The 13,029-nt window shown below is 50.4% G+C and carries 14 protein-coding genes; 4 read left to right on the top strand and 10 right to left on the bottom strand.

Annotation, left to right across the window (positions count from 1 at the left end):
* Positions 1-36: 36 nt before the first annotated feature.
* Both azuC and ABIB59_RS05960 read right to left on the bottom strand, forming a co-directional pair.
* Positions 37-120 carry a stress response protein AzuC gene (gene azuC, locus ABIB59_RS05965; protein WP_088218881.1) on the bottom strand — a complete coding sequence of 28 codons (84 nt, stop codon included), beginning with the start codon at positions 118-120 and terminating at the stop codon, positions 37-39.
* A 266-nt stretch (positions 121-386) separates the two neighbouring features.
* The gene (locus ABIB59_RS05960) at positions 387-1,025 is read right to left on the bottom strand and encodes an RpiB/LacA/LacB family sugar-phosphate isomerase (RefSeq protein WP_039078668.1); all 639 of its coding nucleotides are present in this window, start codon (positions 1,023-1,025) and stop codon (positions 387-389) included.
* Between the two features lie 244 nt (positions 1,026-1,269).
* Between ABIB59_RS05960 and yecR the strand changes: the two genes are divergently transcribed.
* Together yecR and ftnA are read left to right on the top strand one after the other, a co-directional pair.
* The gene (gene yecR / locus ABIB59_RS05955; RefSeq protein WP_039078778.1) at positions 1,270-1,608 is read left to right on the top strand and encodes a YecR family lipoprotein; all 339 of its coding nucleotides are present in this window, start codon (positions 1,270-1,272) and stop codon (positions 1,606-1,608) included.
* A 208-nt stretch (positions 1,609-1,816) separates the two neighbouring features.
* On the top strand, positions 1,817-2,314 hold the full coding sequence (ftnA, locus tag ABIB59_RS05950; protein WP_039078667.1) for a non-heme ferritin: 498 nt from the start codon (positions 1,817-1,819) through the stop codon (positions 2,312-2,314).
* 39 nt (positions 2,315-2,353) lie between these two features.
* Here the strand turns inward: ftnA and ABIB59_RS05945 are convergent, their stop codons facing one another.
* Positions 2,354-2,593: a YecH family metal-binding protein gene (locus tag ABIB59_RS05945; RefSeq protein ID WP_071194635.1), complete on the bottom strand. Its 240-nt coding sequence runs from the start codon at positions 2,591-2,593 to the stop codon at positions 2,354-2,356.
* A 240-nt stretch (positions 2,594-2,833) separates the two neighbouring features.
* Between ABIB59_RS05945 and tyrP the strand changes: the two genes are divergently transcribed.
* Positions 2,834-4,045, top strand: a complete 1,212-nt coding sequence (tyrP, locus tag ABIB59_RS05940) for a tyrosine transporter TyrP (RefSeq protein ID WP_071194636.1) — start codon at positions 2,834-2,836, stop codon at positions 4,043-4,045.
* A gap of 30 nt (positions 4,046-4,075) precedes the next feature.
* Here tyrP and ABIB59_RS05935 read toward each other — a convergent pair whose 3' ends face one another.
* The 6 genes from ABIB59_RS05935 to efeU form a co-directional block, all read right to left on the bottom strand.
* Positions 4,076-4,744: a YecA/YgfB family protein gene (locus tag ABIB59_RS05935; RefSeq protein WP_039078664.1), complete on the bottom strand. Its 669-nt coding sequence runs from the start codon at positions 4,742-4,744 to the stop codon at positions 4,076-4,078.
* 135 nt (positions 4,745-4,879) lie between these two features.
* The gene (locus tag ABIB59_RS05930) at positions 4,880-6,160 is read right to left on the bottom strand and encodes a hypothetical protein (protein WP_071194638.1); all 1,281 of its coding nucleotides are present in this window, start codon (positions 6,158-6,160) and stop codon (positions 4,880-4,882) included.
* Positions 6,161-6,439: 279 nt separating this feature from the next.
* Positions 6,440-7,228 carry a phosphate starvation-inducible protein PhoH gene (gene phoH / locus ABIB59_RS05925; protein ID WP_039078777.1) on the bottom strand — a complete coding sequence of 263 codons (789 nt, stop codon included), beginning with the start codon at positions 7,226-7,228 and terminating at the stop codon, positions 6,440-6,442.
* Positions 7,229-7,770: 542 nt separating this feature from the next.
* Positions 7,771-9,054: an iron uptake transporter deferrochelatase/peroxidase subunit gene (efeB, locus tag ABIB59_RS05920; protein WP_354034429.1), complete on the bottom strand. Its 1,284-nt coding sequence runs from the start codon at positions 9,052-9,054 to the stop codon at positions 7,771-7,773.
* Between the two features lie 5 nt (positions 9,055-9,059).
* On the bottom strand, positions 9,060-10,187 hold the full coding sequence (efeO, locus tag ABIB59_RS05915; protein WP_039078661.1) for an iron uptake system protein EfeO: 1,128 nt from the start codon (positions 10,185-10,187) through the stop codon (positions 9,060-9,062).
* A 53-nt stretch (positions 10,188-10,240) separates the two neighbouring features.
* Positions 10,241-11,074: an iron uptake transporter permease EfeU gene (efeU, locus tag ABIB59_RS05910; protein WP_354034427.1), complete on the bottom strand. Its 834-nt coding sequence runs from the start codon at positions 11,072-11,074 to the stop codon at positions 10,241-10,243.
* Positions 11,075-11,351: 277 nt separating this feature from the next.
* Between efeU and ABIB59_RS05905 the strand changes: the two genes are divergently transcribed.
* Positions 11,352-12,536, top strand: coding sequence for a NupC/NupG family nucleoside CNT transporter (locus tag ABIB59_RS05905; RefSeq protein ID WP_354034949.1), 1,185 nt, complete (start codon positions 11,352-11,354; stop codon positions 12,534-12,536).
* 36 nt (positions 12,537-12,572) lie between these two features.
* On the opposite strand, the gene ABIB59_RS05900 is transcribed toward ABIB59_RS05905, so the two are convergent.
* On the bottom strand, positions 12,573-13,004 hold the full coding sequence (locus tag ABIB59_RS05900) for a DUF3574 domain-containing protein (RefSeq protein WP_079496751.1): 432 nt from the start codon (positions 13,002-13,004) through the stop codon (positions 12,573-12,575).
* Positions 13,005-13,029 lie beyond the last annotated feature (25 nt).

The raw sequence follows: 13,029 nt of genomic DNA, 5'->3' as shown, positions 1-13,029 counted from the left end.
ACATAAAAAAACCTGCCTCGGCAGGTTTTTTTATCATCAGAACATGGCACCCGGGGGGACATCTTTGAAGGTTTTGCAGTAGGTTTCAAAAATGCTTTTCAGGATTTTGCGCAGTTTCATGTTTTGCTCCGGCGATTTGTTATGCAGGTGTTATCGGTTGATGTGCATATAATATGACCTCCGTCACAAAAAGCAATATTTACGTGATAGAAATCACGTTTTATTTTTAAAGAAAAACAGTTTTTGTTAAAAATTCGTGTAAAATCTGCGACTTACAATCTAAAATTTTTTTGTATTTTTAAAAAATAATTGGATAAGTTAAGGAAACAGTGGCGGGTGAACACGGAAGGGAAAGCAGAGGCCAGCGTGTGCTGACCTCAGGGGTATCAGGCGAGGATCTCACGCACGAAAGCTTCGATGGCTTTATCCTGGCAGTTTTCAAAGAAGCACTGCTGGAAACGCGGGCCGGAAACGGCGGTTTTCACCAGTTCCGGATCGATGGCGCGTAAGGTATCAAGGTAGTTCTCTTTGACTACCGCCGCTTTTACCTGGTTGAGGATACCGGCATTACGCACCTGCGGCTCTTTACGTTCCGGCGGGTAGCCTTCACCTTTACGGCCCGTGAACGCTTTTTCAAAGATAAAGCGCACATTCAGCTCCGCGCCCCAGCCAAACCCTTTGGCGAACGGCAATGAGAGCGCGTTGCCGTTGTTAATCTGGGCAAACAGGAAAGCGTCGGCCGGATCAATACAGTAACCACAAATAACGCCAGGATGAATATTCAGGGACATCAGCGCCCCCTGCCCTGTACCGCAACCCGTCACTACAAAGTCGACCGCTTTAGCATTCAGCAGAATACTGGCCATAATACCAAGGTGGATATAGGTCAGGTGATGATCGTTCTCGTCACTCATACCCACATTGAAGACCGGAAAATCTTTTTCATCCGCAACCGCTTTCAGTTCTTTAAGGATGACGGCGTTTTTCCCTGCCTGGCTGTTTTCCATCATCAGTGCAATCTTCATCTTCATCTCCTGGTTAATGCATTAAGTTGCCAAATTGGATTAACCTTACTACCTGATAAACAGACTTTCAAATTTAATGAAAAATAGTTTTAAAAAAGCAAATTGCGTTCACAGTTTTGCCTGAAATCGACCTGATTGCCCCGTCGTTGCACGTAAAAAGGTCAGTTAAGCAGGCTATTCTGCCGATTGCCCGCGTAATAAGTCGGTAAGATGCAACAATGCCCATATGAATCAGAGCGCTTTCATGAACAAAATCCTTGTTGCCGCCTCGCTGCTACTGCTCGCCGGGTGCTCAATAACCAAAGAACCCAAAGTCAGCAATGTTGATACGACCAATGGTCTGATCCGTCTTAGCTTTAATCAGGCGATGATGCAAAACGCACACTATGACGAATACACCACGCAGGGAACCGCCAACAAGCAGTGTCAACAAATGGGCTATGCGACCGCAGTGGCCTATGGTCAGCCCATTTCGACCTGTAGCCTGATCAGTGGTTCCGTCTGTATGAACACGACCATCACCATTCAGTACCAGTGCCGTGGTATGGCGCTCAACAACGTGCCGGCCGCCAGAGCCTGGTAACAATTAATGCCAGTGCTCCACCGCTGGCATTACTCTTTATTTAAATAAAAGAATAATTATCATTTCCCCGCTTATTTTCCTGCAATGCGTGTTATTCCCATTCTCATTTTTAATAAAAATTATTTTTTATTTTACCTTTTGCAAATAATTAAATAACAAATTATAGTGGCCGCTCTTTACCTCTTTTATTATTTTTCGGAGTGGCGCCATGCTTAAAGCTGAAATGATTGAAAAACTCAATGAGCAGATGAACCTCGAACTTTTTTCGTCTCTGCTTTATCAACAAATGAGCGCCTGGTGCAGCTATAACAGCTTTGAAGGTGCCGCCGCATTTCTGCGCCGCCATGCGCAGGAAGAGATGACGCACATGCAGCGTCTGTTTGATTATCTGGCAGATACCGGCAGCTTACCGCGCATTAACACTATTCAGTCGCCGTTTGCCGAATACGCTTCGCTGGATGAATTGTTCCGTGCGACTTACGAACACGAGCAGTTGATCACCCAGAAAATTAACGAACTGGCGCACGTCGCAATGACCTCGCAGGATTATCCGACGTTTAATTTCCTGCAGTGGTATGTAGCGGAACAACATGAAGAAGAAAAACTGTTTAAATCCGTTATTGATAAACTGACGCTGGCGGGTAAAAGCGGCGAAGGTCTTTATTTTATCGATAAAGAACTGTCTACTCTCGACACCGCAAATTAAGCAAAATGCGGTAATGACTCTACATTACCGCATTATTTTTTAGTGCTGGCAGATTTTACTTTCGTGGGTAGAAAACCCGTCTTCAGCAGGAATAAATTTCCCACGCGATGCCAGAAACGCCACCAGCTCCGCCGCCGTCATATCCTCTGCTGAACAGGTATGAAAACGGGCATTCTTACCAAAGCGCATACAGATTGCCGCTTCCAGACTTTGCTCTGAATAACGCTCCCCTGACTCCAGCATCATATTAAGTACTTCATGACCATGAATTGACGCCATACACCCTCCGCTTAAAAGATGCATCATAGACACATCTTTATAAGGGTTTATTGCGCTGAGACAGGTTTACCTGCATTGCGCACCGCCTGTAGACCGCCAGCCAAACGACAAAGGCAAGCGCCTCTTTTCATGTAATTATTTATTTACACTGTTTGTAAGCCCGGTTTGACGCAGATCGGTTTTTCACATACTCTGCGCCGCATATTTGATAAAGAATGCGGTTTGAATCCAGAGGAAAGTGTGAAGAATCGAGCACTTGGCAGTGTTTTTATTGTGGCTGGTACCACTATTGGCGCAGGGATGCTGGCGATGCCGCTGGCCGCCGCCGGGGTCGGATTTAGTGTAACGCTGGTTTTACTCTTCGCCCTGTGGGGACTGATGTGTTATACCGCGCTGTTATTGCTCGAAGTCTATCAGCACGTGCCCGCCGACACAGGGCTCGGTAGCCTGGCGCGACGTTACCTGGGGCGTTACGGGCAGTGGATCACCGGTTTTAGCATGATGTTTTTGATGTATGCCCTGACGGCGGCTTATATCAGCGGCGCCGGTGAGCTGCTGGCGTCCAGCCTCAGCGTATGGACTGGCATCAATGTATCGTCATCAGGCGGGGTATTTTTGTTTACCTTTGTCGCCGGTGGCGTGGTCTGTATTGGCACATCATTGGTCGATTTATTCAACCGTTTCCTGTTTAGCGCCAAGATTATTTTCCTGGTGGTAATGCTCGCGCTGCTCCTGCCACATGTTCATCAGGTGAATTTACTCACCCTGCCGCTGGAAAAAGGGCTGGCCCTCTCCGCCATGCCGGTGATTTTTACCTCTTTTGGCTTTCATGGCAGCGTGCCGAGCATTGTCAGTTATATGGGCGGTAACGTTCGCAAGCTGCGCGGGATATTTATCACCGGCAGCGCGATCCCGCTGGTCGCCTATATTTTCTGGCAACTGGCGACCCTTGGCAGTATTGAGTCTTCAACCTTTATGGGGATGCTGGCTAACCATGCCGGGCTGAATGGACTTCTTGAGGCGCTGCGCGAAGTGGTTGCCTCCGCGCATGTGGAACTGGCTGTTCATCTGTTTGCCGACCTGGCGCTGGCGACCTCATTTTTAGGTGTGTCGCTTGGTCTATTTGATTACCTGGCCGACCTGTTCCAGCGCCGCAACACGGCTGTCGGGCGTCTGCAAACCGGCGCGATAACCTTTTTACCCCCGCTGGCCTTCGCCCTCTTCTATCCGCGCGGTTTTGTGATGGCGCTCGGTTATGCTGGCGTGGCGCTTGCGGTGCTGGCCCTGCTGATCCCCGCCCTGCTCGCATGGCAAAGCCGTAAGGCGCATGGACAAGCGCAATATCGTGTTCTGGGCGGGAGACCTATGCTCTGCCTGGTGATGGCCTGCGGCGTAACTATTATTGCCGTACAGTTTGCGATTTCAGCAGGCTTGCTGCCGGAAGTGGGATAATAAATCGGGCTCATCAGGAGCCCGGTTTTTTTAGTGCAGGCAGCAGCTTTTGAATTTCTTACCGCTGCCACACGGGCAAGGATCGTTACGCCCGACTTTTACACCATTCACCTGCGGTTTCTGAGCAACAGGCTCTTGTGGATTCGCCGACCAGTACTCATACAGACGCAGAGCGGCAGGCCTGATAGCCTCTACGCTTTCATTGAATTCCTCTTCGGTGAATTCATCCAGACGCTCAAAGTTTTCTTCCAGCCCGTGCAAGGCAATAATATCCAGATCGGCCTTACGCTCCTCCGGCAAGCCTGACCAGTCGGTTAGCGCCACGCCGCGCATATAGCCAAAACACCACTCTTCAACCACCGTGTAGCTCTTACCGTCCACTTCGTTGTAACCAAAGACGGGTTCAAACTGATCCGGGTAATCACTCAGGCGCTCGGCAATATCGTTCAAATGCTTAAAGCAGAGATCGATAAAACGATTCATTTCACGATCGTTTTTCCAGCGCGGAATGTTCTTTTCGCCGCCCCATACGGCCACCAGCCAGCGATCCGGCTCGACAACCACCGGGCCGGACAATACGGCGGTCAACATACCATCCAGCTCCGCCACATCGAGTACGGACTCATCGCTGTGGCCATAAGCGACCAATGTCTCTTCCAGCCACTGCAATTCATTTTCATTTAACGGGCCTTCGGTCATTTACGACTCTCCTGATGGCATAAGGGATAAAAAAGAAGGGTATCACAGAAACGATAAGCGTAAAAAAGCCGGGACAAGCCCGGCTATTTATAATCAGAATTCTGGCGTCAATTTTTCGTTGCGCTGAACAGTCTTTTAATTGATGACCGTATGCAAAATCACCGCTTTAGTGTCAGGGTCGATAAGCTGTACATCATCTTTTACCAGCGTTGCCTCAATGGTATTACGATCGCCATTAATGCTGTCGATATGGATGAAATATTTCGCTGAGGTGCTGACATTTTTGCCTTTGCCTTTGAAATCGGCGAACTTCGCAGAGATCTCACGGGCCTGATCGTCAGGAACCAGCACTGTGCAGCCACGGACGGTCTTATCGACAGATAACGATACACCCCGTTCGTTGACGGTGATGCCCCCGTTCATGTTGCAAAGGAAGTTATGATATTCATAGCCTTTCTTTGCAAAGTCATAGCTGCTATCGGTAAGGGTAAAGATCCCCATATCGTTAATTTTGATAGCGTTTTCACCCGACGCTGTTTTCAGCTTCAGGAAGTCCTCATCATGATAAGAACCATCGGTGGTGGAATAAATGACGATATTTTTGATGTCTTTATATTGCGCAATTTTTGCTTTAATTTGCGGCAGTTCTTCTTTTTTGATGTCTTCTTTCGCAAATGAATCACTGGTGTTGTTCCATTTGTTGCTAAAGAGTCCCATCAGCTCATCATCGTTAAACTGGCGCGGAGTCTGGGCAAAATAGATATAAAAGAGATCTTTTGTAGAAATCGGCTGGTATTCGCTGTCGGCAACGTTTTTCAGCGCCTGATCTTTTGCATTTAATTCTGCTTCATATTTATCACGCCACGCCTTTTGGCCCGCCGTCGGCTCGACTTTGCTTTGCTTCATGTCGGCCAGCGCGAATTTCCCTTCGGTGATAATTTTCTTGTCAGCCTTAGTGATGGTATAGGAGACCGGCGTTGAGAAGGCTTTACCGTAAATCTCATCACTGCTGAAATCAGCCTGGGCACTACAGGTCAGGCTGTCCTGGCCTGTTGCAGAAAGCGTCGGGTTACTTATTTTCAGAACGTCAGTCTGGCCAAAGCCTTTGTTAAAGGTATCAGCGGAATAGAGAAAACTGTCATCAATACGACTTTTTCTTCTCAGCTCCGAATCAGTAATGCTTTTGGTCGAGTCAACGTTACGATCGCTAAAAGGATAATAGTTAAAGGGATGTTGGGTTAAAAACTCACTGGTGCCCGCTTTGAAGTTGTTTGTTAATTGCTCAATTGCCTGCGGCGACTTACATAAAGTCTGAGCTTCTTCGCTTGTCAGTTCAGAAATCTTTTTATCTTCAACCGCTTTATCGCAGCCAACCAATACGACTGACAACCCTAAAATACATACAATCCCGCGCATAATTCCCTCTTAAATAATGACACTTTTACTTTATGTTCCGCATTTACCAGCATCACCTAAAAACAATCAGTGGCAGCGCCCGATCCGTAGAAGTTGTCACATACAGCTAAGGCGAAATAGCCAACGGCAATGTTGATAATTAAAAAGCGGCGCATAACACTAACAGGATTATCAGACGACATGTACCCACCTGTTTTAGTACATGAAAAACCTGTGAGTGATTTTATTTAAAGCAAAAAAAAGCCCGGTTTCCCGGGCTCTTATCATGCGCTAAAAAGCTTAGTAGTAGGCTTTCAGCGTTCTCTGGCAGAGTGCGGAGCGGACGCAATCGTCTGTGGTGAAACGCACCACCCCTACCATCTCATCTTCCTCAAAACGCGACAGCGCATCGCTCAGACCAGACTGCACCCCGCGGGGCAAATCACACTGAGTCACATCACCGTTGACGATTACCGTCACATTTTCCCCGAGGCGCGTTAAGAACATTTTCATTTGCGCAGCGGTCACATTCTGAGCCTCGTCAAGAATGACAACCGCATTTTCAAAGGTACGTCCGCGCATATAGGCGAACGGCGCGATCTCTACCTTACCAATCTCTGGTCGCAGGCAGTATTGCATGAAGGACGCACCCAGCCTTTTCACCAGCACATCATAGACGGGCCGGAAATAAGGGGCGAACTTCTCCGAAATATCACCAGGTAAGAAGCCGAGATCTTCGTCGGCCTGCAGAACCGGTCGGGTTACAATAATCCTGTCCACATCCTTATGAATCAGGGCTTCCGCCGCTTTCGCCGCGCTGATCCATGTTTTACCGCAGCCGGCTTCCCCGGTCGCGAATATCAGTTGTTTACTCTCGATAGCATTCAGGTACTGCGCCTGAGCTTCATTACGCGCAACAATCGGTGAATTATCACGGCTATCCCTTGCCATTCCAATTGCTTCAACGCCACTCATCTGCACAAGCGAGGTGACCGACTCTTCTTCACGCTGTTTGTGACTGCGCGAATCGCGTCTCAGCACACGTTTAGCTTCACGACGAGCTTTGATCACTGCTTTCTGTCTTCCCATGGATAGCACCTTGAGTTGTTGGTTTACATCACACGCACCAAAATCGGCACGATTATGCGCACGAACGTCTGAGGTTTGGCTTCCTTTTAAGCCATGTCTTGCCTTTGAAATTGACATAACAAAGCAGCCGTCATCAGCGCTTGCCATGTCGGTTAAATCAGAAACAGGAATGAAGGAGAGAAATTCAGAGGTGAAGCGTTTACTGCCGGAGTGTGCATCCCCGAGCCGGGTGTTGCGCTGTTTGTTGGTGTTACGTCCAGTTGTGGACTTTACCATCCGCGATCTCCAGGTGACGACATCACCGCAGGGCAGTAATTCTATGTAATAAGTACATCAGGAATTAGCATAAACGCAACATTATTTTCACCGAAAGGTAACGAGCGTTTACCCTGCGCTATGGAAAAGAGTGTCTACGAAGAATATTACAGAAAAATAACAGATACTTTCTCATACGAAAAATCGATAGTTTGATGGCAGAAAAAGTGTGAACGGATGCTACAGATAAGAGATTATCCTGCCTGGCTTCAGGCAGGATTCTTTTTTCAGGCTTCGAGCAGTGCTTGCCCGAGATACTGGTTTTGGTCTTTAACCCCTGGCAACACGAAGAAGTAGCCGCCGCCGATGGGCTTAATATACTCCTCCAGCGCTTCGCCATTGAGACGTTTTTGCACGGTCAGAAACCCCTTCTCCAGGTCGTGCTGATAGCAGACAAACAGGAGTCCCATATCAAGCTGCCCGGCATTGGTGACACCCAGGGAATAGCTATAACCCCGGCGCATCATCAGGCTCGACTGCGTCTCTGGCGTACGTGGATTTGCCAGACGAATATGGCTGTCCAGGGCAATCACATCGCCACCGGGGTCGCTGGCGTAATCGGGGACATCATGCTCGTTGTGCATCCCCAGCGGCGCGCCGGTTTGCTTATCGCGACCAAAAATAGTCTGCTGCTCTTTGAGTGGCGTACGATCCCAGAACTCCACGTGAAACTGAATGATACGCACGGCCTGATAGCTACCGCCCACGGCCCACGCAGGCTCCGCCTGATCGTTTGTTACCCACACAACCTTGTCCATCAGCGCGTTATCACTGCTGTCCGGGTTTGCCGTACCATCCTTAAAGCCCAGCAGGTTTACCGGCGTCTCCTTTCCTTTACTGCGCGCGGCGTGGTCGGAGATAAACCCTTCTCGCTTCCAGCGAACGCTCAGTAAATCAGGCGTGTGTTTAATCAAATCGCGCAGGGCATGAATCACCGTGTCCTGGGTATTGGCGCAGATTTGCACCAGCAGGTCACCATGGCTTAATGAAGAGACCAGCGCATCGTTGGGAAAGCGCTCCATCTTTTGCAATTTTTTCGGCTTTTGCGCACGCAGGCCAAAGCGGTCATCGAACAGAGAATCACCCAACGAAACCGTGATGGTCAGATTATCCGGTGCGATAAACGGCCCGAGAATACCGGAATCCATCGGCGGCAGGCGCGGATTAGGGGTTTCCGGTGCCGGCCCCCCTTCGGTCAGAAAAGCGATACGTTGCGTTAACAGACGAAACAGACGCTGCAAATCGGCTTTGTCGGACGCCAGCACATCAAACGCCACCAGCATCATCGACGCCTGTTGCGGCGTCAAAATCCCGGCCTGATGCTCACCATAAAAGGGCTGCTTTTCCATGCGCGCATTCGGGGAGAGTGTGCCTGGCGCACTTTGCGGTTTGGCCGCATGCGCCACCGGACATCCTCCGGCCAGGGCAAGGGCGCCTCCCAGCGCGCCCATACCTTTTAATAAACGGCGACGCGAAGGCTCGCTAACGCCGTACTCTTCTTTGTCATTCATGATAGTTAGTCCAGACCGAGCACACCGCGCAGTTGAGCGAGATCTTCCGCCAGCGTCGTGATCGGCCCTTTAAGCGCGTTACGGTCGGCATCCGTCAGCTTGTCATAGGTCTCATAGCCGTCTTTGGTACGGTATTTCGCCAGAATAGCGTCGACTTTCTTAAAGTTCGCATCCACTTTACCGAGCAGTTCGGCGTTGTTTTTCTGCAACTGCGGACGCAGCAGGTTGACAATTTTCTGCGCGCCATCGACGTTAGCCTGGAAATCCCAGAGATCGGTATGGCTGTAGCGGTCTTCTTCACCGCTGATTTTGGTCGCCGCGACCTCTTCAATCAGACCCGCAGCGCCCCCCACCACTTTTGACGGCGGGAACGCCAGCTCGCTGATGCGTTTTTGCAGCTCCTGCACGTCGGTGTAAAGCTGGTCAGCATAAGTGTCCATGCCTTTCACCGAGTTGTCGCCAAACAGGGCTTTTTCCAGACGGTGGAAACCGGTGAATTTCGGATCGTCTGCCTTCTTCTCGTAGTCATCTTCGCGGGCATCAATACTGCCGTCCAGGTCGGAGAACAGCTCAGCGATCGGTTCAATACGCTCATAGTGCTGGCGCGTCGGCGCATACAGCGATTTCGCTTTTTCGATATCGCCCGCTTTCACCGCATCGGTAAAGGCTTTTGTCCCTTTTACCAGTTCGGCTGTCTCGGCCGTCACGTAGGCTTTATAGTCGGTGATAGCAGTGCCAAGGCTCAGCAACGCTTCGCTTTTTGCCGCATCCGCCGTCGCCTGGCCTTTAACGATGAGTTTGCCTTTCGGGTTGGTAAGCAGGCCGCAGGTCATGTCATATTCACCCGGCTGCAGGTTAGCGGTCAGCTTCTGGCTAAAGCCCGGCGCAATGTTTTCGCGCTCTTCAACCACCAGCACCCCTTTGAGGATTTCCCACTCCAGCGCCTTCTGACTCTGGTTGACGATGAGGAACTGCGTTTTACCCGCGTTTACCGTCAGATTCATCGGCTCACACTGCTTGTCCGTGACGGTCACTTTTACCTGAGGGACATCCGCTGCATGGGCAGCAAACGCGCAAGAAAGCAGCGTTGCGATCCCTGCCTGTAACGCACTACGACGAAAATGAATTGCCATGACCCCTTCCCTTCTTAAAGTATGTTGTAACTATAATTCACCCGGTACAGCGATTATTGTGCAGCTCTGGAAGGCTGCGAGCCTGAGCGCGATGGCATGACATACAGCACCAGCGCAGGAATTAAGTAGAGGAACCAGACGCCAACTTCGCTGACGCTCGGTGTCTCCTGATAGCCGAAAATGCCTTCCAGCAGCGTGCCCGTCAGAGAGTGCGTAGTCAGCACGTTGCTCAGATCGAACGCCACATCCTGGAAGTGGTTCCACAGTCCGGCCTCATGAAAGGCGCGAATCGCCCCTGCCGCCAGACCTGCCGCAACCAGCAAAATAAACAGGCTGGTCCATTTGAAGAACGCACCGAGGTTCAGACGAATGCCGCCCCAGTAGAGCAGGAAGCCGAGTACCACGGCCGCAACCAGCCCAAGCACCGCGCCCACAGGCGGCCAGATCCCCACATCTTGCTGGAATGCCGCCAGCAGAAAGAAGACCGATTCCAGCCCTTCGCGCGCCACCGCGAAGAAGACCATCATGATCAGCGCCCAGCCATGGTTGTTTCGGCTGGCGAGGGCGTTATCTACCGCCTGCTCCAGTTGCACTTTGACGTTGCGGGAGACTTTGCGCATCCAGAAGACCATCCATGTCAGGATCACCACGGCAATCACCGCGACAATGCCTTCAAACAGCTCCTGCTCTTTCTGCGGGAACTCACCAGTGGTTTCGTTAATGATGATGCCGAGCGCCAGACATAGCGCCGCGGCGAGGAAGACACCAATCCACATCACGCCAATCCAGCGTCCGCGCTGAGTGCGCTTGAAGTAACTGGCAATCAAACTTACGATCAGTGCCGCTTCGAGGCCTTCACGTAACATAATGAGAAATGGAACAAACATGCGGACGCCTCTGCTGTCATCAATGGTCAATTGCTGAAAAGAAAAGTAAATTTCTTTGATAGTGATTATCATTACGGAAAAAAGAAACTCAAGCGAAAATTAATCTGAATAATGAAAGGATGTAACCGGGCGGCAAACTAAGACTGATCGAAACGGCTGTTATGCAGAATCAGAAGGTATATGGCAAAAAGTTAGCTTACAAATCATTAACTTTTTGTTTACTGAGTATACAGGCTGTGGCTAAATGAGCGCCCCAATTACCTGCACAATTTTCGACATGATCAACTTCCTACATTTTCTGCTGGCGCTGGTTGTCATTCTGGCTCTGGCATGGCTCACCAGCTTTGACCGCCGCAAAGTTCGCGTGCGCTTTATTCTGCAATTAGTGGTTATTGAACTGGCGCTGGCATGGTTCTTTTTGCATGCGCAAAGCGGACTGACGCTAATTAAATATGTCTCTGGCTTTTTTGAAACACTGCTCAAATTTGCAGGTGAAGGCACCAACTTTGTCTTTGGCGGGATGAATGAAAAAGGGCTGGCGTTTATTTTCCTCGGCGTTCTGTGCCCTATCGTCTTTATTTCCGCGCTGATCGGTATTTTGCAGCACTGGCGTATTCTGCCGATTTTTATTCGTCTTATCGGCACGCTGCTGTCAAAACTCAACGGCATGGGCAAGCTGGAGTCGTTTAACGCGGTCAGCTCGCTGATCCTTGGCCAGTCGGAAAACTTCATTGCTTACAAAGGGATTCTGGCCGACCTGTCCTCACGTCGTCTGTTCACCATGGCCGCAACCGCGATGTCGACGGTATCGCTGTCGATTGTCGGCGCCTATATGACGATGCTGGATGCCAAATATGTGGTGGCGGCGTTAATCCTTAATATGTTCAGCACCTTTATTATTCTGTCAGTCATTAACCCGACGCGCCCGGAAGCCGAACCGGAAATTAAGCTGGAAAAACTCCACGAATCACAAAGTTTCTTTGAGATGCTGGGGGAATATATTCTGGCCGGTTTCAAAGTGGCGATGATTATCCTGGCCATGCTGATTGGCTTTATTGCCCTGATTAGCGCGGTCAATGCCCTCTTCTCTGCCCTGTTTGGCATCAGCTTCCAGCAAATTCTTGGCTATGTGTTCTACCCGCTGGCGTGGCTGGTCGGCATTCCGCTTTCCGATGCCCTGCATGCGGGCAGCATTATGGCGACCAAACTGGTGGCTAACGAGTTTGTGGCGATGATCGAACTGCAGAAAGTTGCCGCTGAAATGACGCCGCGCGGGCTTGGGATCCTCTCCGTCTTCCTGGTGTCGTTCGCCAACTTCGCCTCTATCGGCATCGTGGCGGGCGCCATTAAAGGGCTTAACGAGCAGCAGGGGAATGTCGTCTCACGCTTTGGTTTGCGCCTGGTCTATGGTGCAACGCTGGTGAGTCTGCTTTCCGCCGCTTTTGCAGGCGTTGTGCTTTAATTCTCACGGCGGGCTTCACACCCGCCGTTTTTTTTATCAGAACTGTACGCAAACCGGCTGATCAACCCGCATCACAGACTCCTGCCCGAAACGGGTTTTGTAGAGCGTGCGCAGCGTTTCGATATTGTTTTCACTTCCGGCATCTTTCCCGTGGATCAGCATTAACGCTTTGCTCGCTTCCTTCGCCACTTTGCCGTCGTTACCCAGCCATTGTCCGCGCGCGTCAAACACCGTCAGGCCATCACGAAAGCGCGGCGTCACGTCCGTATCGACAAACTGCTGCCACTCCTGTGCGGTGACATCTTTCCCTGCCGGGCGGCTTAAGCCGAAATAGAGCGTGGTTTGTTGCATCTGATTGTCGGCTTTGCAGCTCTGGGCGGGCTGCTGCGCCTGTTTTGCCGGCTGTGCGACGCAGCCTGCCAGTAAACCCGCGAACGCCAGTGCAGTAACCCCTGTCTTTATCTTCATCTTGCTATCCTCATTGTTATAAGCA

Source organism: Citrobacter sp. UYEF32 (genome assembly GCF_040546205.1).
Classification (GTDB): Bacteria; Pseudomonadota; Gammaproteobacteria; order Enterobacterales; family Enterobacteriaceae; genus Phytobacter; species Phytobacter diazotrophicus.
The sequence above is the reverse complement of the archived record's forward strand: the minus strand, read 5'-3'. Positions and strand labels throughout refer to the sequence as shown.